Source organism: Mesobacillus maritimus (genome assembly GCF_019749255.1).
GTDB classification, from domain to species: Bacteria; Bacillota; Bacilli; order Bacillales; family Cytobacillaceae; genus Mesobacillus_B; species Mesobacillus_B maritimus_A.
This window is the reverse complement of record NZ_JACWFH010000005.1, coordinates 78323-101831: the sequence shown is the minus strand read 5'-3', so window position 1 is coordinate 101831 and position 23509 is coordinate 78323. Positions and strand designations below refer to the sequence as shown.

The 23509-nt window shown below is 39.1% G+C and carries 19 protein-coding genes; 13 read left to right on the top strand and 6 right to left on the bottom strand.

All coding sequences use genetic code 11. From position 1 onward, the window contains the following. The first annotated feature begins 73 nt into the window (after positions 1-73). From H0185_RS02045 to selB, 5 genes are all read left to right on the top strand, one after another. Positions 74-1153, top strand: a complete 1080-nt coding sequence (locus tag H0185_RS02045) for a CotH kinase family protein (protein ID WP_221870704.1) — start codon at positions 74-76, stop codon at positions 1151-1153. A gap of 326 nt (positions 1154-1479) precedes the next feature. Further along, positions 1480-2625, top strand: a complete 1146-nt coding sequence (locus H0185_RS02040; protein ID WP_221870702.1) for an exonuclease SbcCD subunit D — start codon at positions 1480-1482, stop codon at positions 2623-2625. Further along, a complete protein-coding gene (locus H0185_RS02035) occupies positions 2622-5759 on the top strand; it encodes an AAA family ATPase (RefSeq protein ID WP_221870700.1) in 3138 nt (1045 codons plus the stop codon). The genes H0185_RS02040 and H0185_RS02035 overlap by 4 nt, the downstream gene beginning before the upstream one ends. 180 nt (positions 5760-5939) lie before the next feature. Further along, complete coding sequence (coaW, locus tag H0185_RS02030) at positions 5940-6746, top strand: type II pantothenate kinase (protein ID WP_221870698.1); 807 nt, start codon at positions 5940-5942, stop codon at positions 6744-6746. 75 nt (positions 6747-6821) lie between these two features. Next, positions 6822-8705, top strand: coding sequence for a selenocysteine-specific translation elongation factor (gene selB, locus H0185_RS02025; protein WP_221870696.1), 1884 nt, complete (start codon positions 6822-6824; stop codon positions 8703-8705). A gap of 142 nt (positions 8706-8847) precedes the next feature. On the opposite strand, the gene H0185_RS02020 is transcribed toward selB, so the two are convergent. Beyond that, complete coding sequence (locus H0185_RS02020) at positions 8848-10005, bottom strand: TIGR04053 family radical SAM/SPASM domain-containing protein (protein WP_221870694.1); 1158 nt, start codon at positions 10003-10005, stop codon at positions 8848-8850. Positions 10006-10327: 322 nt separating this feature from the next. On the opposite strand from H0185_RS02020, the gene ltaE reads away from it, so the two are divergent. Next, entirely contained in the window at positions 10328-11359 is a 1032-nt protein-coding gene (gene ltaE / locus H0185_RS02015; RefSeq protein ID WP_221870692.1) for a low-specificity L-threonine aldolase, read from the top strand. Positions 11360-11429: 70 nt separating this feature from the next. Here ltaE and H0185_RS02010 read toward each other — a convergent pair whose 3' ends face one another. Next, a complete protein-coding gene (locus H0185_RS02010; RefSeq protein WP_221870690.1) occupies positions 11430-12212 on the bottom strand; it encodes a GNAT family N-acetyltransferase in 783 nt (260 codons plus the stop codon). 295 nt (positions 12213-12507) lie between these two features. Between H0185_RS02010 and H0185_RS24185 the strand changes: the two genes are divergently transcribed. The 3 genes from H0185_RS24185 to H0185_RS02000 all read left to right on the top strand — a co-directional run bounded on the left by H0185_RS24185 (position 12508) and on the right by H0185_RS02000 (position 13770). Continuing rightward, a complete protein-coding gene (locus H0185_RS24185) occupies positions 12508-12636 on the top strand; it encodes a hypothetical protein (RefSeq protein ID WP_281427513.1) in 129 nt (42 codons plus the stop codon). Between the two features lie 213 nt (positions 12637-12849). Next, positions 12850-13017 carry a hypothetical protein gene (locus H0185_RS02005; RefSeq protein ID WP_221870688.1) on the top strand — a complete coding sequence of 56 codons (168 nt, stop codon included), beginning with the start codon at positions 12850-12852 and terminating at the stop codon, positions 13015-13017. Between the two features lie 507 nt (positions 13018-13524). Beyond that, positions 13525-13770 carry a cytoplasmic protein gene (locus tag H0185_RS02000; RefSeq protein WP_221870686.1) on the top strand — a complete coding sequence of 82 codons (246 nt, stop codon included), beginning with the start codon at positions 13525-13527 and terminating at the stop codon, positions 13768-13770. A 174-nt stretch (positions 13771-13944) separates the two neighbouring features. On the opposite strand, the gene H0185_RS01995 is transcribed toward H0185_RS02000, so the two are convergent. Next, a complete protein-coding gene (locus tag H0185_RS01995) occupies positions 13945-15669 on the bottom strand; it encodes an AAA family ATPase (protein WP_221870685.1) in 1725 nt (574 codons plus the stop codon). A gap of 203 nt (positions 15670-15872) precedes the next feature. Here H0185_RS01995 and H0185_RS01990 point away from each other — a divergent pair, with 203 nt between their 5' ends. From H0185_RS01990 to H0185_RS01975, 4 genes are all read left to right on the top strand, one after another. After that, on the top strand, positions 15873-16589 hold the full coding sequence (locus H0185_RS01990) for a hypothetical protein (RefSeq protein WP_221870683.1): 717 nt from the start codon (positions 15873-15875) through the stop codon (positions 16587-16589). A gap of 202 nt (positions 16590-16791) precedes the next feature. Then, complete coding sequence (locus H0185_RS01985; protein ID WP_221870681.1) at positions 16792-18471, top strand: DUF6044 family protein; 1680 nt, start codon at positions 16792-16794, stop codon at positions 18469-18471. 35 nt (positions 18472-18506) lie between these two features. After that, positions 18507-19571: a glycosyltransferase family 2 protein gene (locus H0185_RS01980; protein ID WP_221870679.1), complete on the top strand. Its 1065-nt coding sequence runs from the start codon at positions 18507-18509 to the stop codon at positions 19569-19571. After that, on the top strand, positions 19540-19974 hold the full coding sequence (locus H0185_RS01975) for a GtrA family protein (RefSeq protein WP_221870677.1): 435 nt from the start codon (positions 19540-19542) through the stop codon (positions 19972-19974). The genes H0185_RS01980 and H0185_RS01975 overlap by 32 nt, the downstream gene beginning before the upstream one ends. Before the next feature lie 98 nt (positions 19975-20072). On the opposite strand, the gene H0185_RS01970 is transcribed toward H0185_RS01975, so the two are convergent. The 3 genes from H0185_RS01970 to H0185_RS01960 all read right to left on the bottom strand — a co-directional run bounded on the left by H0185_RS01970 (position 20073) and on the right by H0185_RS01960 (position 23326). Next, positions 20073-20225: a YpzG family protein gene (locus H0185_RS01970; protein ID WP_221870675.1), complete on the bottom strand. Its 153-nt coding sequence runs from the start codon at positions 20223-20225 to the stop codon at positions 20073-20075. A 111-nt stretch (positions 20226-20336) separates the two neighbouring features. After that, positions 20337-20993, bottom strand: coding sequence for an FMN-dependent NADH-azoreductase (locus H0185_RS01965; RefSeq protein ID WP_221870673.1), 657 nt, complete (start codon positions 20991-20993; stop codon positions 20337-20339). A gap of 200 nt (positions 20994-21193) precedes the next feature. Beyond that, positions 21194-23326, bottom strand: coding sequence for a transglycosylase domain-containing protein (locus tag H0185_RS01960; protein ID WP_221870671.1), 2133 nt, complete (start codon positions 23324-23326; stop codon positions 21194-21196). Between the last annotated feature and the right edge of the window lie 183 nt (positions 23327-23509).

The window sequence follows — 23509 nt, the reverse complement described above, 5'->3', positions numbered from 1 at the left end:
AATGGACGAATGATTTAGAGGACATGACCCCCTTTTACATACGATTTAATAAAAAGGAAGAAGGGGGAGGAACATGAGCATACCTATGTACAATTTATTTATTGAACCCCTAGACTTAAATGAACTTCAGCGTGACGTATGGATTGACGATCCAGTCCCAGCAAAACTTTTAACTAAAGGTGAGAAGCTAGATGTGGATATCGCTTATCGTGGTTCCCACATACGTGAGTTCAAAAAGAAGTCTTACCATATTGGCTTTTACAAACCAGCTATTTATCAAGGTGCTAGAGAAATTCATCTTAATGCTGAATATAAAGATCCATCATTCATTCGGAACAAGCTATCGCTTGATTTCTTTTCCGAGGTTGGTTGTCTTTCACCAACTTCAAAACATGTTTTCTTAACCTTAAATGGGAAGGCACAAGGAATTTACTTAGAGCTTGAATCGGTTGATCAACAGTTTTTAATGAAAAGAAATCTCCCTTTAGGAGCTATTTTTTATGCGGTAAATGGGGATGGTAATTTTTCATTATTAAGTGGAATTGGAAAAAAAACCAAAGCGTCTCTTACCTCTGGTTATGAAAGGAAGTACGGAAGTAAGCAAACCGAAACAGATTTAGAAGAGATGATTATCAGGATTAATACCCTTTCTCGTGCGGACTTTAATAAAGAGATTATCAGAATTCTAGACGTTGAAAAATATCTGCGTTGGTTAGCAGGGGTGGTGCTCACCCAAAATTATGATGGATTTGTTCATAATTATGCTTTATATCGAAACGGGGCTACAGGACGTTTTGAAATTATTCCTTGGGATTATGATGCTACATGGGGGAGAGATGTACACGGGAGGCTTCTTGGATCTGACTTTGTGCCCATTACGGGTTTTAACACTTTAACGGCCAGGATTTTGGACGTTGATTCCTTTCGAAGACGTTACCAACAAATCTTAAGGGAAATGCTAAATACCACTTTTACATTAGAGCAAATGAATCCTAAAATAGAGCGTCTAGTGAACAATCTACGCCCCTATGTTCTTAGAGACCCCTATAAGAAACATGCAATTGAAAAATTTGATCAAGAGCCTACCGTAATTGCAGAATTTATTGAAAAGAGACGAAGGTTTATTAAAGAACAAATGTATAAATTAGAGTAATATAAGGAAAAAGGGATGCATGAAAAAGACAATGCATCCTTTTTTTCTTTTGATGGCTATATTTAAAACAAATCTGATTGAAACGGAAACATTAGCATAACTGATAGTTTTAGGTAGATTCTTTCTAGTTTTATTGATAAAATAAGAACGTACGTTCCTTGGTGAGGGAGCAAATGGCAGAATGTTTCCTAATTCAGTTCAATGAAAAAGTGGGGATTGAGATAAATAGTTGCTTGGAATTGTTTCCTTATTTTGTCCTGATTAAGGAGATAACTTGTCTGCTATAATGATAGCATTGGAGAAAGAGATAAGGAGAGGTGAGGAGATTGAAATTTATCCATACAGGAGACTGGCACTTGGGGAAGCTAGTTCACGGAATATATATGACGGAAGATCAGCGATTTCTGTTAAACCAATTTATTGATGTGGTCGCGGAAGAGAAGCCAGATGCGGTCGTAATAGCGGGTGATCTCTATGACCGTTCGGTGCCACCTATTGATGCAGTGGAGCTTTTAGACGAAGTGCTTTTTAAAATAAATGTGGAGCTTAACATTCCGATTGTTGCGATTGCGGGAAATCATGATAGTGCTGAGCGCCTTTCGTTCGGAAGCTCCTGGTACAAACATAATCATTTTTATTTAACAGGAAAGTTGACACCTGACCTACATCCGGTCCAGGTGAATGGCGTCAATTTTCACTTAGTACCATATGCTGAGCCAGGACAAGTGCGCCACCTTCTAGATGACCCAACCGTCCATTCTCATCAAGATGCGATGAAAGCGCTCATTGGTAAAATTGAAGAAAATATAAATCCAAACGAACCGAATGTCTTAGTGGGACATGCCTTTGTCCTCGGCGGAGAGACTTGTGAATCGGAACGGACCTTATCGGTCGGTGGGTCCGGGTGTGTAACCTCAGATTTGTTTGCCCCCTTTTCCTATACAGCACTAGGACACCTACATAGTCCTGATGCTATTCGCCATGACAAGATAAAATATTCTGGTTCATTGATGAAGTATTCTTTCTCTGAAGCGAAACAGCGGAAATCAATCTCTATTATTGAGATGAACGACAATGGTAGCTTCAATATTAGACAAAGAACCTTAACTCCAAGGCAGGATATGCGGGAAGTAGAAGGATATCTTGAGGAGCTGCTTGATCCACAATTTTATGAAAAGCAAAAGGTGGATGATTATCTTAAGGTTACGCTACTGGACGGTGGTTCTTTAATTGATCCAATTGGCAAGCTCCGGCAAATATACCCGAATGTTTTGCACCTCGAACGGAAAATTGAGTCATTAGATCAAAAACATTTAAGGAATTTTCAATCCTTTAAAGACGACAAGAAAACTGAAATAGACTTGTTTGAACATTTTTACCGGGAAATGACAACGGCTGAATTCACCGATGAGAAGCGTGAAATTATGACAGGAATTATGAACAATGTCCTAAAAGCGGAGGGACAAAAATGAAACCATTAAAATTAACTCTACAGGCTTTTGGACCCTATGCAGGGACGGAAATTATTGATTTTACTAGACTTGAAAATCGTACTATGTTTGTTGTTTCAGGCAAAACAGGTTCCGGGAAAACAACGATTTTTGACGGCATCAGCTATGCCATTTACGGCAAGGCAAGTGGAGAAGACCGAAATGGCAGTGACCTTCGAAGTCAGTTTGCAAAGGATGATGTACTAACTGAGGTTAGTCTAGATTTCTCACTTCGCCAAAAATCGTACCGAATTACTCGTTCTCCTCAGCAGGAAAAACGAAAAGAGCGTGGAGATGGTTATACAACGGTGGGAGCAAAGGCAGAGCTGTATCTGCTAGAGGGTAACAATTCGCCGAAGTTACTTGCAGCCAATGTTCGCGATGTGGACGAAAAGATTAAAGAAATTATGATTATCGATAGCAATCAATTTCGCCAAATATTAATGATCCCCCAAGGAGAATTTAGAAAACTATTAACTTCTGATAGTAAAGAGAAAGAAGTGATTCTACAGAGGCTGTTTCATACTGAAATCTATAAAAAGGTAGAGGAGCGTCTGAAAGAGGAAGCAACAGAACTTAAAAAAACGGTTGAAATTCAAATTGATGAACGAAGCGCCACTCTACGGAGGGCACAGGCGTTGGGTAATGAGGAATTAATAGAATTTCTTGAAAGTGCTAGTACAAATGATGTCCTAATGATTCCATTAATAAAAAATGAAATTGGTGCGATGGAGACAAAACTAGCGGCTTTAAATGCTGAGAAAAATAATAAGCAACAACAGCGTGATCAGGTGCAGCAACAGCTTTTTGAAGCTGAATCTCTATTAAAGCAGCTACAAGTAATGGAAGGGTTACAGCAGAAAAAAATAGAGCTTGAAGGACAAAGGGTTATTTTTGAGGGAAAAGAATTAGAAATACAAAATGCTAAAAAGGCAGCAATTCTCGAAAGTCAAGAAGCGCTATGTCATAGGCTGAAGAAAGACCTTGATCAAGTAGAGGTATTCTTGAGGACTACCTCTGAAAAGATAACTATATTAACAGAAAACATGAATGTGAGTAAGCAAGAGTTCGAAAAGCAAACAGCTCGAGAACAGGAACGGAAGGATGCCGTTGAGGCCGTTAATCGGCTAGAGCACATGAAAGACGATGTAAGAGCTTTTGCTGGCATGAAACAGGAAACGGAACGTGTAAATCAGAGTCTTACTTCTGTCCAAAAGCAAAACGAGCAATGTGAAGAATCCGTACGGGCTACCGAGGAAAAGTTGAAAACTCTTCAAGTAAATAAAGAAGAAATTGAAAAATCCCAGCTTACCTTCCTAGAGGGTGAACGGAAGATTGAAAAGCTCGAACAAGAATTGGACAAGCTCAAAAAATATGAAACAATTCTACTTCGAATTCAGCAAGGCAACCTTGAAAATGATAAGCGTAGAGCTGAACTGGAAAATGCAGAAGCGAGGCTCCTCGATGGGAAAGCGCTAGTTCAAACTCTTGAGCAGACATGGTTACATTCGCAGGCAGCCGTATTGGCTAGCAAGTTAACTGATGGACATGAATGTCCGGTTTGCGGCTCAAATCATCATCCTAAGCCAGCTAAAGCTGAAGAGGGGTCAATTCCCACCGAGAAGGATATTAAAGCCGCAAGGGAACAAGCTGACCTTCTTGAGAAAGAGAAAAATAAATGTGAAAAAGTTTTGATGGAGATAAGCCTCACATTAAATACACTTGTAGAAAATGGCGATGAATTATTTTCTGAACTCAAGAACATGGACCCTGATTTTGATGCTCATGAATTACAGGAGCGTATCCTAACAGTGGAATCCAAGCTTTCTCAACTTGTTACAGACCAACGAGCAGTTTCTAGTAAAATGAAACAACTTCCATTAGTAAAAGAAGAGCTTGTAAAGCTTGATCACGTGAAGGTAGAGTTGCAGGAGAAAAAGAAAGCACTTGATAGTGAGCGGCAACAACTAACGATTCAGTTTACAGAAAAGAAGACGACATTGGCTCGTTTGATGGGAAGTATTCCAGCGGATTTGCGCTCCTCGCAGGCATTTGAACAGCAGTATATACGAGCAGTTCGTGTTCAGGAGGAATTAGCTAGTCAGCTTGAATTATCCCAACAACGATATCAGGATGCAAAGGATTTACTAGACAAGGAAAAAACTCGCTTCGAGGAAGCAGAAAAACGACTCAATGAGACGAAAACCAAATTGGATGATGAGCGGGCTACCTTTATCAATACAATGAATCAACAGGGTTTTGAAACCTATTCACTATACCGGGAAGCTAAACGAGATGACGTGGTGGTTGAAAAACTAGAAGCGGAAACCCGTAATTATCGAGAGGAGTTTCGTTCCGTTTCGGACCGTTTAGACGAATATTCAAAACTATTAAAAGATGCTAAACGTCCTGATATTGAGGGAGTGCGTACGGCTTTATTAGAACTTGAACAGGTGATTGCAAACTTAGAGGAAGAGTACCAAAATCTTTATATTAAATTGCGTGAGAATAAACAGATTGTAGCTACTGTCGAGAGCATCAATGAGAATATTAAGTCATTAGAAGAACGGTATAATCTGATTGGGCATCTTTACGAAATATCTAAGGGACAGAATACGTATCGAATTACGTTCGAGCGCTTTGTTCTTGCTGCATTTCTTGATGATATTTTAACAGAAGCGAATGTTCGGTTGGGAAAAATGACAAGTGGACGTTACAAACTATTACGAAAAACTGATCGTTCGAAGGGAAATGTTCAGAGTGGACTAGAACTGTTGGTGTTTGACCAGTATACGAGTCAAACACGCCACGTAAAAACTCTCTCGGGTGGGGAAAGCTTCAAAGCAGCCCTTTCTTTAGCGCTAGGTTTAGCAGATGTTGTTCAAAATTATGCCGGTGGTGTGTCATTAGAGACCATGTTCATTGACGAAGGCTTTGGAACGCTTGACCCAGAATCTTTAGATCAGGCAATCGAGGCATTGATTGATATTCAAAGTAGCGGTCGTTTAGTCGGGATCATTTCACATGTTCCAGAACTAAAGGAACGGATTGATGCTCGCCTAGAAGTGACAGCTACCCAATCTGGAAGTGAAACAGAGTTTTATTTCTCAGTTTAATGACTTGACGTCTAAACATACAACAACTTTCAGATTCCAAGAGGGGTACACTTTACTTTAGTGTGCCCCTCTTTTTTTACTTGAAAAAGCCAGCATACTTCTAATTCGTTCGAATAAGAGTTTTTATGATAGATTATTAACAAGGAGCTACGCTTATCACTACCCTAAGGAGGGTGTTGGATGCTGAAAAAGAAGATCGGGATTGATGCAGGTGGAACATTATTGAAAATCGTAATAGAAGAAAAAGGAAAGATTACATATAAAAAGTATCCAATCGAAAAGCTAGACGAGGCAATGGGGTGGTTATCTATTCTAGCTCAGCAAGCAGAGGTAAATCTAACTGGAGGGAAGGCTGAATATTTAAAGAAAAGATACTTTCCACAGGCTAGGGTGGTAACAGAATTTAAGGCCACCTGTGTGGGGGCGAATTATCTAATAAAACAGTCTAGACTTCAAATCGCCTCAAAATTCATGCTTGTTAACATCGGCACAGGAACATCATGGTATCTGATTGAAGAAGAGAAAACAGAAAGAATACTCGGGAGTGGCATTGGTGGTGGAACATTTATGGGTCTTGGGAAGCTTCTTTCTTCTAAGGTTGAATATTCCCAACTGGCCGAACAGGCAATGGAAGGCGATAGAGCTTCTATTGACTTGTTGGTGAAGGACATTTATCATCCTGGAGAGCCACCTATTGAGGGGACATTAACAGCTAGTAATTTTGCCAAAGTAGAAAAACTTGGCGTTCATTCAGAATCAGACATGATGGCGGCTCTTGTGAATATGATTGCGGAAACCATTGTACTCCTTAGTAATCAAACCGCAACTTATTACCAAACCAAGGTAATCGTTTATATCGGGAGTACGCTTATTGAGAACCCTGCATTGCAGGTTGGATTAGAGCGTTTTTCAACCTTGGTTGGACTTACTCCGCATTTCTTACCAGACGGAGAATATTGTGGAGCTCTTGGGTCACTAATCGTTTAAAGAATCGTTTCTTGAACAAAAGTGTCAGACAAGGTAGAGTATTAATGGTAGATGAGATAAAAGAAGGTGTCAGTATTGAGTAAACGATATTTTACAATCGGTATGGCTGGCCATATCGACCATGGAAAAACGACATTAACGAAAGCGTTGACAAACGTCGATACAGATCGATTAAAAGAAGAAAAAGAACGGCAAATATCAATTGAGCTAGGGTTCGCTCCCTTATACGAAGATGATGAATTGCAAATTTCGGTTGTTGATGTGCCAGGACACGAGCGATTCATCCGTCAAATGATTGCTGGAGTAGCAGGAATTGACCTAGTCGTACTAGTCGTGGCTGCCGACGAAGGTGTTATGCCGCAAACGAAAGAACATCTTGATATTTTGGGGTTCCTGGGCATTAAAGCAGGAATCATCGCGGTCACGAAGGTGGATCGTGTCGAGGAAGAATTCATTGATCTTGTCAAAGATGATATTTTAGGTGAGTTAGAAGGAACTGTTTTTGAGGACGCGCCTTTTATGTTGGTGGACTCACTGTCTAAAAAAGGGATTGAAGAGTTAAAGTCAAAAATTATCGAGACTTTGAAACAACAAGAGGTTCGTGATTCTCGCGGAGCTTTTCGCTTGCCAATCGACCAAGTGTTCACAGTGAAAGGGCAAGGAACTGTGGTTAGAGGAACAGTATATGAGGGAAGTGTTGAAGAAGGGCAGCTTTTAAAAGTAATGCCGAAAGGACTTGAAGTCAGAGCGCGTCAGTTACAGGTGCACCATAAGCCAGCTTCCTCAGCGTTTGCAGGTCAGCGTGTAGCGATTAATCTGTCTGGTGTTTCAAAGGAAGACATTGAACGCGGGGAAGTACTTGTTTCTTCTGAGCAATTTATTGTGACGAGAACTCTTGATGTTGCCATCAAGGTAGTTGAAGACCTTGAGTATTTGGTTAAGCAACGAACGCCAATCAAATGTCATATCGGAACAGCAGAAGTAATGGGGAGAATTGTCTTTTTTGACAGAAATGAATTAAAAGAAGAAAATGAAGAGATTCTTTGTCAGCTCCGATTAGAGGAAGAGATTGTCACAAAACGAGGCGATCGGTTTATTATCCGCAGACCAAGTCCCCAGGAAACAATAGGTGGTGGTTGGGTAATCGACCCTCGTGGCAATAAATATCGTTTTGGTGAGAAAACAATTGCAGAACTTGAAAAGAAAAAAGTTGGTTCTCCAATCGAACGTGTTTCAGCGGCATTATACGAAGCAAAAAGCTTACCACTCATTGAATTAAATAAACGCACCGCTCTAGATGAGGGAACATTAAAAGATACTCTTCAGAGTGAAGAGTTTGTTTTATATAATGGGAAGGAGTATACGCTAACGAAGCTGATTGAGGCGATTGAAGATGATATCACGGACAAGCTAGAAGATTACCATCGTGAAAATCCAATGCGCCAGGGACTTAATAAGGCCGAGCTTCTTCAAAGTATGCAAAAAATGTTTCCTAAGAACCTCCTGGATTTCGTGGTTGAAAATGGGCTTAAAAAGGGAATCTTCACCCGGAAGGATCAATATGTTAAAACAGCTTCCTTCGAACCGCATGTTCCAAAAAATTGGGAAAAACGGACAGAAAATCTATTAAAAGAATTACGAAAAGATGGATTAAAGGTTCGTTACCTAAAGGATTACTTTAAGGATGCAGGAATCCCTGATAACCTTTCTGGAGAATTAAAAAGGTTTCTTGAAGAACAAAAGACAATTGTTCCATTAGATGACCAATATTACTGGGATATGGAGTTATTCGAAGAAGCTGTAACGAAGCTTAGAAACCACACAGGTTCTGAATTTGAAGTAGGAGAGGCGAAAGAGGCAGTCGATTTGTCAAGAAAGTATATGATTCCGTTCCTCGAGCGGCTTGATTCAATAGGCTATACAAGACGTGTAGAAAATAAACGCGTATGGAGAAAATAACGATTAGCGGACTGAAAAATCAGTCCGCTGTTTTATAATCTGGGTAAAGAGTCGAGATTTCATCAAAAAAACCTTTATAGTGTATGAAACAAAGTAGGAAGAGCCTCTTTAAAGTTAGCGTTAGGATAAAACACTATTCTTTTTACCGCATTACCTCTGGGATATACACACAGAATGGTTCACTTTCCATATAATCACCAGTAACTGCATAGGTTCTTGAACGAGAGCCACCACATACTTTTCTGAATTCACACACACCACATTTGCCTTTATAATTATCAGGCTGACGAAGATCTTTAAAGACCTTTGCTTTACGATAAATCTCTGCGAGTGGTTGTTCCCGTATATTCCCACCTACAATAGGTAAAAGACCGCTTGGCATGACATCTCCAGTATGTGAAACAAAGGCAAATCCGTTGCCATCATTCACGCCTTTTGGTGCACGTTTTAATCCATCAGTGGAAGAAGCCATATCTTTTGTTAAAGTGTCCTCGTAACGAATCTCGTGCTTATCCACAATGTTTTCACGAGCTTTTTGTTGGAAGACCACTCGACGATAATGCTGTGCAGCTGTTGTCTTAATATCGAAGGGAGCTGTTTTGCTCAATTCGTACAACCAGCGAAATACTTTTTCGTGTTCAGCAGGAGTTAGACAGGCATCTAATTGACCCCGTCCAGTCGGAACGAGCAGGAAAAAATACCACATGACGGCTTTCATATCGGTTACGAGCTTGACCATTTCTTCTAAATGATCATAGTTATAGCGAGAAATAACTGTATTGATTTGCAAGGGCATGTTTAATTCATTTAAGTATTTTATTTTTTCTAAGGTTAAATCAAAAGCTCCAGGAGTGCCCCGAAAATGGTCATGAATCGCACGGGTTGGTCCATCAATCGAGAAGCCCCAACGTGATAGTCCTACTTTCTTTGCTCTAACCATTTTCTCTTTTGTCACACTCGGTGTCGCACTCGGTGTCATCGAGACACGCATTCCTTTTTTTACTGCATAATCAGCGAGTTCAAAAAGGTCTTCTCTCAGCATGCAATCTCCACCTCCACCTGTAATTACTAGCATCGGATTCCCCATATCATAAATCTGGTCAATCAAGTCGAGCCCTTCTAGATGGTTTAATTCGCGAGGGTCTGGGTTTGTTTGAGCATCTGCTCGACAATGTACACATTTTAGTTGGCATGCTCTGGTTACTTCCCAAATCACAATAAAAGGATTGACATTATAGTCAATTACACGTGGATGCATCCCTTTTCCAGCTACTCCATGCCCATTTTGATGTCCTTGCATTCTTAATCACCATCTTTTCATAGTTTAATAGGAGGCATTTACTCCTCTCTCTCAGCCTCGTTCTAGGTAGTATAATCACCGATATCTTTTTTAATATAATGTTATTATAAAAGTAAAAAAGCGAAACGTTTGGTTGGAATGTTACAATCTTCCTACAAAGGAATGAAATCAATCAATGAGTGTGACTAGTCGTTCCGGGTAGAAACAGGATTCTCTATAAGGGAAAGGTCAAATTTCCCCTAATCTTTAAACAGAATTCTGTTAAAATAGAAACTATTAGCAACTGCATAGATTTCAAGCAATGGTGAAAGGGGAGCGAAGAATGATTGACTTACGAAGTGATACAGTTACAAAACCAACTCAAGAAATGAGAAAAGCAATGTATGATGCAGAGGTTGGGGATGATGTTTATGGGGAAGATCCTACTGTCACTCTTTTAGAAGAAACAGCTGCCGATATTCTTGGCAAAGAAGCTGCATTGTTGGTAACAAGTGGTACACAGGGGAACCAGATTGCGGTACTGACGCACTGCCGACCTGGTCAAGAAATTATTTTAGAAGCTGAATCTCATATTTTTTATTATGAAGCGGGAGCTGTAGCTGCGTTAGGAGGAGTCCAAACTAGGACAATCGCTGGAGTTCGCGGGGCTATGAATCCTGAGGATGTAAAAAATGCGGTTAGAGGTGTGGATATTCATTATCCTGTTACAGGAATGATTTCTATTGAAAATACCCATAATCGTGCAGGCGGAGCAGTTGTTCCGGTTGAGAATATGAGAGAAATCTATGAAATGGCCAAATCTCATCAAGTTCCAGTACATATCGATGGAGCAAGATTGTTTAATGCTGCAGAGAGTGCAGGTGTAGACGTAAAAGACTTTGCACAATATGCTGATACTGTTCAGTTTTGCTTATCAAAAGGTCTCGGGGCACCAGTTGGATCGATTATTGCAGGAAGTAAAGAATTTATTCACATAGCAAGAAGATGGAGGAAAATGCTTGGTGGTGGAATGCGACAAGCAGGGATTATTGCAGCACCAGGATTAATTGCCCTCACGAAAATGACAGATCGCTTGGGTGACGACCATGCGAATGCTTTGAAATTAGCAGAGGGTATTGAAAATATTAATGGCCTTCATGTAATAAACCTTGTAGAAACAAATATTATTGTTGTAGATGTGAAGGAACTTGGAGTTAGCTCAGAGGAATTTGTTACTCATCTGCATTCAGAAGGCGTGTTAGCGGGAGGGTTTGGGACGACGTCTGTTCGGTTTGTGACCAATTTTGATGTTAGTTCCACACAAATTGAGGATGCAGTTGCAGCGATTTCTAGAGCCGCCCTAAAATGTAAATAATAAAAATGGACTCGTCTGCAGGATAGCACTAATGGCTACCCAGCAGGTGAGTCCTTTTAATAAGTTTGGTTTACCGGTACATGGTCCATTTGCCGATGTCTTGAAAGCCTAATCTTTTATAAATTCGTCCAGCAGCCGGATTATCGTAAAACAGGCAAAGGATTTTATTTTCAGTAAGCACATCTTGGGTAAGCTTCTGTAAAACAGTAGTAGCTAAACCTTTTTGTCGATGATTTTTATTGGTACAAACGCCCACAATCATTGCAGAAACCGAGTTCTCTGCTGTTGTTGAGGCACATGCAGTTAAGATGCCATTCTCTTCTAAGAAGTAGGTTCGTCCCGTCTTGGTTTCCATTGACTGAATGAGCATGTCACGAGACGTATCGGTTACAACGAATTCATCAATTGTTGAGCGTAATTCAATAATACGGTCCACATCCATTAGCGTTGCTTTTTTAATAGGTAATTCCGATCTTCCTAAGTGTGCATCTGTCCGGCACTCTGCAAAGTAGGTTTCTTGTTTTCTACCAAGTTTAAGGCCTTGAATCCTTTCAAATTGTTCAACGATATCAGCTTTACCAGATAGTAAAGGCTCCGTTGTAAAGGACTTAATAATCTCTGTAAACCCATGAATGTCAAAGGCATCCTTTGCGTATGGAATAAATGAATTATGATACTTTAATAGGACAGCAACTAAATCCCCGCTATCGGAAAACTCCCCCCATAGTGCTTGAAAAGTAGAATCATAGCCGAATGCCTCGATGTCTCCAATAATAAATAAGTTAATTGAAGGTTCATCTGCAAGGAATTGCATAACCTGTTGATGGTCCTTTGCCAAAAGCTTTCTAATCATTCCTAGTCCTCCTGTAGCAATGGTAATTTTCCGAATATTGATATTCATTTTAATACAAATATGACTTTTGATACAGGTTTATTTTAGTAAACTCATAAAAGAGCTTTGTTAACGTATAACACCACTGTTTGCAGCAGAAATCAACACTCAAGTTTACAGAAAGTGATAATAAAAACCCAACCAAGACTGTGCATTCATAAATCCCAATCAACCTATGAAAAAATATATAAGTACCCCCACAAAATGTTATTGTCTTTCGGATTGTATAGTAAATAAACCATTCTGGAGGTTCGGCATGGTAATACTTTACACCGACATAGACAAATTACTTGATGAAACGGCTGAGATTGCCGAAGAAGCATCTTGCTTAACAATGAGCCCAATTGAAATTGACCAACTACTTGATCGTACACGTCATTGGTAAACAATAACTATTTCCGTCCAATTGAATTGGACGGTTATTTTAATTAAATTGAAAGAGACTTGAGACTTAAGGAGGAACATCCCTAGTGAATATCGGACAAAATGTTTAGGTCTTCTATTTATCGGGTAGAACGTAGTGTCCACTTATTTAGCCTTGATGGAAAAGCACGTAAATAATAAGGAACTGGATTAATGATAAAGGGGTAATCATATTATGACCGAAGCTGAGGAAGTAACTATTTTCATCGAGGAACTGGGTCGTTTGTTTGATGAATATAAAAAATGTAAGGATGACAGAATCCGTGTACAGATCATCAAGGATATTCATCTTTTAGCTGAAGCTATCGATCCTGATAATGAAGAGAATAATCATTTTATCTAATCTTATCCGCATCCGTCAAAAAGGTTGCGGTATTTTTTATTTTGGATCTTTTTTCAAAACTTATAGACAGTCAAATAGCTAAAAAGGTATTGAAGATAGTAGGGAAGAATATAATAGTAAGAGTATTTGATTTATTAAATTTGCATGGTGACATAGAATAGAAGTGAATGAGGATTTTGTGGGGAAGATGTGTCAATTGTTTTTAAGCATCTCCCATGTTCATTTGGTAGCTCCAAAAGATAAGTGGGGGCTGCTAGATGTTTTTCTGTCTTTGTTTGGGGTTCGTTGAAATTGAAAAGCCTGATACCTTGAAACAGAGGAGGGAGCTTAGTCTAGAAACGTTCAAGTTCAAGTTGGTCTCTAAGGACCTTTTTATTGGAAGAATTGCCCGGGGTAACCCGAATTTTCCCTGAAGGAACCATTTGGGAATACTCTTGAGATTTTGGAGTGCAGATTAGGTATAATCGATTCTATGGCTAAATTCCTAATAGAAATGAGTTGATTCTTATGGATAAACAAATAGAAGATGCATATCTTTTTAGTAGTCGTCATCGCGATAAGCTACAGCAGGACGAAGTTTGTGGCTGTTTCCATTGTCAGAAGATTTTTAGTCCTAGTCAAATTGTTGAATGGGTGGATGACGAAAATACAGCTGTTTGTCCTTATTGTGGAATCGACTCAATAATCGGCGTAAGTTCTGGATACCCCATTACGAAGAATTTTCTAATGAAAATGCATAATGTTTGGTTTTAATATAGGTTTAGGATGCTAAAATCCGCGATCGTAAGAACAGCTAGATATCCTGTTTAACATGATTGAATGTCATATGAAGGTCATATTAATGAAAAGAAACTTAATAAAAAATATAAAGAAACAGGAATCTGTAGCTAAGATTCCTGTTTCTTTTTGTTGTTATGGGTAGGAATCTTACGAGACCAGTTGATTTTTAGTGTTTACGATTTCCTCTATCTCGGTCCCTTCTAGTGTTTCTTTCTTTAACAAAGCATCAACGAGTGCCTGAAATTGTGTCTCGTGTGTGGTTACCAGTGTTTCTGCTTTTGTAAGAGCCTTGTGGAAAAGCTTTTGCATGTTTTCTTCTTTATCTGCTTTGCTAAAGGTTAGAGTGAATCCATCTTGTAATAACCCAGTATCGACCATCTGTTCAATAATTTGCTTTGCTTGATGGACGTCACCACTTACCCCTATGCTATGTTCGCCAAGATATAGCCTTTCTGCTACTCCACCTGCAAGTATCATTGCCACTCTCTCTAATAGTTCACTAGTGGTCGATAATTGTAGTTCTTTAGAGATAGGCGCAACGTATCCTAATGCTTGACCACGAGGAACAATCGTTGCTTTCCTGACTGAGCCAGGTTTGGTGACAGCAGCGATAAGTGCATGGCCGGCTTCATGGATGGCGACTCTGCGCTTTAGATCTACATCCAATAGTGCTCTAGAGCTACTTCCTAGTATCGTCCGGTCCAAAGCATAATCCAAATCGCTTTTTAATAATACTGTTCGGCCTTTTCTTAATGCAAGTCTACTGGCAGTAGCAAAAAGGGAGGACAGTTCGGCACCAGAAAAACCAGAAGTGCTCTCGGCTAACTCATCAAGAGAAGCACGAACTTCATCAGAAAGTTCTTTCCCTTTTATATGGATGTCGATAATTTCTCTGCGTCCCTTTGTATCAGGAAGGGGAACTTGGAATGAAAAATCAATTCTTCCTGGTCGCAAAAATGCCTCATCTAGCATATCTTTCCGGTTAGTCGCAGCAATGAACAATATGCCATCATTATCATGACCACCGTCGAGTTGAACTAGGAGTTCGGTTAGAGTCTTTTCTCCTTCTTCACCCCCATTTGGTTTTCTTTTCCCAGCGAGAGCATCCACTTCATCAATGAAAATGACAGCAGGCCCTTGTTTACGTGCGCTGGTAAATAAGCTGCGGACTCGGGAGGCACCTACACCAATGAACATTTCGTTAAAAGCCGAACCACTTGCTGAAAAGAAATTAGCCTTTAGTTCTTGAGCAATTGCCTGTGCAAGTAAGGTTTTTCCTGTACCTGGAGGACCATATAATAATATCCCTTTTGGTGGCTTTATCCCCATTTTTACGGAACGTTCTGGCTCTTTAAGGATTGAGAGAGTCTGAAGAATTTCTTCTTTCATCTCTTCTTGAAGTCCACCCACGTCATTCAGTGTAATCGATGGAAGAGGAGTTGGTTTTGAGAGACTGTTTTTCATTTTATTGCCAATCCCTATTCCACCTTTTGTTTTCTTCTGGACGATAAAAGCGGCTGTGAGAAGAAGAAAGAAAATACCTCCTAAAATAAGTGAGCCATACTTACTATTGTTTGAATAAGTATAATGAATATTTTGCGTTGCTACTAATTCTTCGACCATTTGACTATTCGGTGGAACTTTAGATATAAAGGTTGCTTCCTTTGTTTCAAGTTCAAGTGTTCCATCTGGATGTTCTGTTAAATTGGCCGTTTCAGTACCCAAAGATTCGACTGTTTGAGCAATAGTTGAATATGGGACGGAAGTTTTATTGGACGTTGTATCTATATAAATGATTGTGCTTATTGTCAAGACGATCATGAGGACTGCGAAAAATGGAAATAGTTTAGAGAAAATCTTAGTAGTGTTCATTCTTCCATCTCCTTATTCAATCTAATTACCATTATAAGAGTAATAAAAAAGAAAAGTGATGGTAATTTCATGTAAGAATGTGATGTTCTTTTCTAAACAAGGTAGAAGCCATTGTTACTAGCTTACTGGTTGAAACTGGTATTCAGGTTAATGGACAAAAGTGGACATAATACATGCGAGTAAATGGAAAGGATGTGAGGCTCATGTCATTAGAATGGTTTGACAGGGTAACAGGTGAATTACAAGAGCATCTCGAATCGATTTGTGAAAAATATGATCAAACTGGACATATGACCATCGACCGCAGTGCAAAACACCCAAGAATTGAGTTTTTTGTGGAAACTGAGGGTGATGAAAGAGAATATTTTTGCACGTTATTTTTTGACCCATATAACTCAGAATTTTACGTAGAAACCTTTGATGTCGACCTTGAACAGCCATCACGAACAATCCTAGCAGATATTGATGATATTGTAGATGCCGTTCATGAAAGCTTCCATGAATTTTTAAATGAAGATGATACTGAGGTTTATTATATTGAAGAAGACGATGGACTCGTCGAGGGTGAAGAATATTTGACAGCTGTAGATGTTGAGGAAGATGAAGATGAATATTATGTTGGTGAGATTATTGATGATGATGGAGACATTATCGAAGAAATCGATGTCGAATGGGAAACTCCTGAAGTAACAGCTTTCCAAAAGGAAGATGAGGTTGAAGTTACTTATCAATTTGGAATTGTAAATGATACTGGAGACGGTGTATTACGACGAGTTAATCGAATTTGGACGGAAGATGATGAACTTATAAAGGATGAGTCAAACTTTATCTTTACAAAGGAAGAGGCAAGTACCATCATTGCTATGATTGCAAGCCATATGGATTCTTTAACAGGCTATGATGATGTTGATTTTTATTAATGATGAAGAGCGCCAGCAACTATGGCGTTCTTTTCTTTTGGCTCTTTTCTCTACCTTTCTTGCTATACAATCATTGCGGTAACGGCCTTTCTTTATGAGGACTTGGATCGGCTACTGAAATTATCTTGGAGATGATGGGAATAGATTCAAGGATAAACGCGAAACTTAAGGGTAAGATTACGGCAATTATGGGGTGTGACGATTGACATTAACGGAATCGAAGACGGAACAACGGGTTTTCGTCGGTGCTCTTATCTTCTTGGCGTTATTTCTCTCGCCACTATTCATCCTAGGGGAAGATGCTCATATAAGAGTCCATGATAACCTAGATTCAAATCTAGCTTGGTATAAGGTTCTAGTGGAGAGTGGCGAACTCCTTGGATCCACGGAAGCCAGAATTCCACAAATCATCAATGGGGAGCTCCAGAGAAATGCCTTTGGTACAGAATTTAGCTTGATTGTTTGGCTACATGCCTTTTTCCCGACCATGGTTGCTTATGGGCTTAGTCAAGCGATTACTCGTTTCGTAGCCTTTCTAGGGATGTATTTATTGTTGAAAGAACACTTCGTCCCTGATAAAAACTGGGCCATCATCCGAGTGGGTGTTGCTTTAGCCTTTGCGATGACCCCGTTTTGGCCATCAGGCATGCTTAGTACACTTGGGATGCCACTTGCTTTGTGGGCATTTCTTAATATTCGTAAAGGTGATTACTCCTGGAAGAATTATTTAGTACTGACCCTACTTCCTTTGTACGCAAGTATTGTGCTAGGCTTTTTCTTTTTTTTAAGTGCATTAGGAGTCTTCTGGCTAAGTGATGGAATCAGGGAAAAGAGATGGAATTGGCCATTTTTCTTTGCCATTGTTTATATGACATTGATATTTATGTTAGTCGAATATAGACTCGTGTACTCATTTATCTTTGATCATGAACCGAACAGTAGGGATGAATATTTCCATGCTCGATTAACGTTCTGGCAATCTGTACGGTTAACCTTTAAAAACTACTTTCTCGGCCACAATCATGTATTAACCATCCATACCATTATTATCCAACCTGTGCTTTTTTTAGCGTTCTTTGCTATTTGGTTAAAAAGTTTATGGCGACAAGAAAAATGGTTTGTGTTTTTCTTTATCTTAAATTTTGCGCTCTCCGCTTGGTATGCCTTTTGGTTCTATAAGGGATGGGTTCCAGCTACAGAAAAATTTCATTTTCTCAATACGTTTAATTTTGCCCGTTACCATTTTTTACGCCCGTTAATTATTTATGTGCTATTTGCAATCGGGTTAAAAGTGTTATGGGAAAGAGGGCGCTATTGGAGAAAACTTGTGCCTTGGATAGCAGTTGCTCAAGTAATTGTACTCATTTTTGCGAACGAAGAGGTTGTTTATTCAAAGAAGCCGTCAGTTGGACAATTTTATGCTATAGAACAATTCAATGAAATTAAAGATTATATCGGAATTCCTCAGGATGATTATCGAGTAGCGAGCATTGGACTTCACCCCGCCATTGCACAGTACAATGGTTTCTACACGCTCGACACTTATAATAATTTTTATCCTTTAACCTATAAATATGAGTTCCGTAAAATTATTGAAAAAGAGCTTGATAAGAATAATACGATTCGCACTTATTTTGATGAATGGGGTGGCCGTTGTTATCTTTTTAGTGCTGAATTAGGAAAACATTATATGTTTAAGAAATCTACCAAAAAACGGATAAAGAATTTAGAACTCAATATGGACCAATTTAAAAAGATGGGTGGAAGATATATTTTTTCCTCTGTCTTTATTGAGAATGCGGATGAGAATGGACTAAAACTCGAGAAAGTATTCAAATCAAAAGAATCTGCATGGAAAATTCACCTTTACAGTACGTTTTAACTTATCTGTAAGCCTACAACAGGGAGGGTACAACAATGCAACAACCAGTACTTACAATCGTTGTCCCGTGCTATAACGAACAAGAAGTATTGACGGAAACGATGAGACAATTAAAAACCTTACTAACCGACATGATACAAGAGCAAACGATATCAGCAGAAAGTAGACTGCTCTTCGTTGATGATGGGAGTAAGGACAGCACCTGGGAGATTATTTATAAGGAAAGTATTCAGGGAAACGTTGTGAGGGGGTTAAAGTTAGCTAGGAATGTAGGGCATCAAAATGCTCTACTCGCCGGCCTTTTCTCGGCCAAAAGGATGGCTGACTGTGTGATTAGCATTGACGCTGACTTACAAGATGATATTGAAGTTATCCGTGATTTCGTGGCGAAATACAAGGAAGGCTATCAGGTTGTCTATGGTGTCAGGTCAAAACGTGACAGTGATAGTTTCTTTAAACGGACAACAGCAGAAGGTTTTTATAAAATAATGAGAAAAATGGGGGTAAATCTAGTCTATAATCACGCTGATTATAGATTGATGAGTAAGCGAGCGATTGAAGAATTAGAACGTTATCAAGAATCAAATCTTTTTTTGCGGGGGATTGTACCGTTAATCGGATTTAAATCGACGTCTGTGTATTATGAACGAAAAGAGCGTCTTGCAGGGGTCACAAAATATCCATTAAAGAAAATGCTAGCATTTGCCTTAGATGGAATCACATCCTTTTCCGTGACTCCCATTCGTTTCGTGTTGTTGGTCGGCTGTCTATCCTTTTTTGTGAGTTTGATATTTGGGGCCTATTTTCTTTCTTTAAAATTTTTCGGTAGTACAGAAACAGGTTGGACTTCATTAATAACGTCAATCTGGTTAATTGGTGGACTTCAGCTTATTGGGTTAGGGTTGGTCGGTGAATATATCGGGAAAATATATAAGGAGACAAAAAGGCGTCCAAAATACAACGTCGACATTGATTTATTTAATTTAGGAAGACCAATCGTGGAGGATTCCCCTACAATGGGAAGTGTGGTCTTGCAAGAAAACAACCTAAATAAGGAGCCTTACAGAGATGATCGCCGTAAACAGTCTGAGACGAACTAATTCATTTTTTCGTTTTCTTCTAGTTGGAGTGATCAATACTATTATTGGCCTATCGATTATGTTGATTCTTTTAAATCTCTTTGGTTGGTCATATTGGTTAGCAACTTTTGTTGGGAATTGTATGGGGGCAGGGGTTAGCTACATATTGAACCGTTCCTTTACCTTTAAAAGCAACATAAATGGTTCCAAAGGGATTCCTAGGTTTTTCTTTGTTATCCTTAGTTGTTATATTGTCTCATATTCTTTAGGGGAGATAGTAGCTGCTACTATTCAGCTTTCTAGCCAGACATTAAGCTTTATATCCCAAGATGAATTGGCGGTGTTAATCGGAACCGTCACATATACACTCACTAATTATATAGGACAGAAGACGATTGTTTTTAGAAGTGTTACGGAGGAATAGAAAAGACAACTTACCAAACGAGCTTATCTTCACAGCTCGTTTTTTTTTACTAAAAGAGAAAAAAGACGCAATAGATGCGTCTTTTTCCTTTCCCGATATCAAAACCTATGAGCTTTTGCATTACTATACGCAATAGTGTTGCTAAGGCTTCTTTGCGTTTCGCCGTTAATTTGAGCACTTAAGTGTTTTCGTCTTGTCGTGTTTTTCACGAAACGCTGTGATTGAGGGTCTAGAAAATCTCTGTAACTCATCAAATCACCTCTTAGATGGTTTTGTTGATACGGGAGATATTCGAAAAACCGAATATCGGTTATAGACTTTGCTTAATCCGTATGTTTTATACAAATTCTTGGTTAAGCTTATTACTCATAATTGGACCGTGCCATTTTCTTTGCAGCAAGAACGGCTTTCTCCTTTGCCTTTGCAATGATTTCTGGAATTTGTTTTGGATAGTGATCAAAGCCTTCGGCAATCACGGAGTCCATCATGCTTATTCCAAGAAAATTTAAGGCAATTTGTAGATAGCGGTCACCTGACTCTAAACCCTTCATGGGTCCTTGGTCATAAACACCACCACGTGTCTGAATATGGATGCCTTTTTTCCCAGTTAAATATCCTTTAGGTCCATTAGGAGTAAACGCAAAGGTTTTGCCGTGAACAAACAGATTGTCAAGATAGGCTTTTAATACAGCTGGCGATCCTAGATTCCAAACAGGAGAGACAAATACATAAAAGTCATAGCTTTTGAAATCCTCAGCAAGAGCATGCATTTTGGATAACTTGACTCGTTCTCCTTCTTCTAATTGATCGATTGGTACTCCGTAACCACCTACTTTTGCGCGTGCTGAAACTAACTCAGCGTCCATGGCGGGCATATCAATATTAAACAAATCAAGGCGGGTAATTTCAACATCAGGTAACTCAGCTTGAAAGGTTTCAATAAATGTCTCACCAATTTGTAAGCCTTTAGATTTTTCCAAGCTCTTTGGATTGGCTGTTATATATAGCAGTTTCTTCATGTATATTCATTCCAATCTTTATGGATTCTCATCATATCACCACTATTATATTTGAAATATGTATTTCCATGGTTTAAGAAAGAAACAAGTTCATGAAGATTTAGTGTCAATAGATGAAATATTCTAAATACATCAGTTGGGTAGAACAAATATGCATAGTAAAAAACGTTTGGAACCACCGGGTCCCAAACGTTTCATGTTCACGGTATCCAATCACCGAGCTTTTCTTTTACTTTTCCTCCAATGTCTTCAGCATCTTGTTTTGCTTTTTCTAAGACATCTTTCCATTTAGGTGCTTCTTCCTTAAGCTTTACCTCGACTTTTTCAGCTGCTTTTTTGAGTTCTTCTTCGAGTTTCTTTGCTTGCTCTTTTAACTGCTCTTCAGTCAACTTACTTTCATTTTGTCCAAGCTGTGCATTCACTGATCTTACAGGAAAGTCAGCTTTATCAATATAAGGCGAGGCTTGAGTCATGATATCCCTGAAAATCGGAACAACTGTCGCAGAACTGCTATTTGGCAAGTAATGATTACGATCTGTTTTGTCGTACCCGATCCAAACGGCACCAACGATTGTAGGAGTATAACCTACGAACCATTGATCTTTTGTGCCATTAATATCATTAAATGGGAGCTGAGTTGAGCCCGTTTTCCCAGCGATTTGCATTTCATCCATTTTAGTAGCTTGGCCAGTACCGGTTTCTACAACATTGAGGAGCATTGAAGTCATTTCTTCTGCCACTCGTTTTGTTGTTGCTTTCACTGATTTTTTCTTATTTTCCGCAACAACGTTACCAGTTGGACCTACTATTTTGGTAATGATATGGCTTTCGTTTCGAACCCCACCATTGGGAAAGGCTGAATAGGCTTCCGCAAGTTGTTGAGGGGAAATCCCTTTATGCATACCACCTAGTGCAATGGCAAGGTTTTTATCTTCTTCTTGTAAGGGAATTCCAAATTTATTTACTGAGGAGATCCCTTTACTTAGGCCAATCTCATTAAGTAGCCAGACTGCTGGAAGATTGATCGATTTTTCTACGGCCTCATACATTGGAACTTCGCCTTGATATGTTTTTGAAAAGTTCTCTGGGCTGTAATTTCCAAAGGATTCTTTTTCATCTTTTAACATAGAATCATATTTGTAGCCTTCCTCAAGGGCGGGGGTGTACACAGCTAGTGGTTTCATTGTCGAGCCAGGTTGTGCTTTCAAATGAGTAGCTCGATTAAATCCCCGGAAGACATAATCTCCTCTACCACCAACAAGTGCACGAACGCCGCCTGTTTTTGGGTCGAGCAACACGGCTCCACTTTGAACCCGTTGTTCACCAGTACTTCTCGGGAAGAGAGAGTCTTTTGCGTACACTTTTTCAAGGCTTGTCTGTAAATTTTGATCGAGTTGCGTGTGGATCACGTAGCCCCTAGTTAAAATTTCTTCCTGTGTTAACCCATATTCATTAATCGCTTCATCCAAGACAGCATCCATATAATATGGATATTTTCGGTCAATCACACTGCCGCCGCCATCTTTTAAGGCAATCTTTTCGTTTTTTGCTTCTTTGAATTCTGTTTCTGAGATCATTTCAAGTTTTTTCATTTGTCCTAGGACGACATCCCGCCGTTTGATGGCAGCTTCATAATTTTTATAAGGATCCAAGGCGGAAGGAGCTTGAAGAAGGCCAGCGAGCGTGGCTGCTTCACTAATGGACACATCTTTTATGTCCTTGTTAAAATATTTTTTTGAAGCATTTCCTATTCCCCAAGCACCACTTCCAAAATAACTTTGATTCAGATACATTTCCATGATTTCTTCTTTTTCGTACGCTTTTTCAATTTCAACAGCTAGAAATAATTCTTCAACCTTACGCTTATAAGTTTGTTCTTGTGAGAGTAAAGCGTTTTTTGTTAATTGTTGCGTAACGGTGCTTCCGCCACCAGTAATACTTCTTGCAAATAGATTGTTGAAAAACGCCCTGGCAATCCCTTTAATATCAAAGCCGTTATGTTCATAAAAACGTTCATCCTCAATAGCAACCACAGCATTTGGCACATGGGCAGGTAACTGAGAAAAGGATACGCTATTCGTACGGTTTGTCGCGACACTACCGGCTAAATCCCCGTCCTTGTCATAAATCATTGTCGATTGATTTAATCCATCTTTTAAGCTTTGAACATTCGCTTGGCTGGCGATAAACGCAAACCAAAGGATAGATAAAAGAATGATGACTAAAATTCCTAATAGTAAAATTTGCGTTATATGTTTTCTTTGCCAAAAAAGAATGAAAGCATCCAATAAACGCTTTATCACTTTTTTCATGATATGTATTAGCTTCTCCATTTGATCTCCTATCTTACTTGTATTCCTATCTATTATACGTATTTTTTCTACAAAGGGTTTCAGTTAGACATTTTTCATTATTATATCTATTATCATTAAATCGGAAAATAGAAAGTACAGGTAAGAAAGCATTTTGGTATTTTTTATTAAGAGAATATGGGTATATAGCATTTGGAAGAAAAG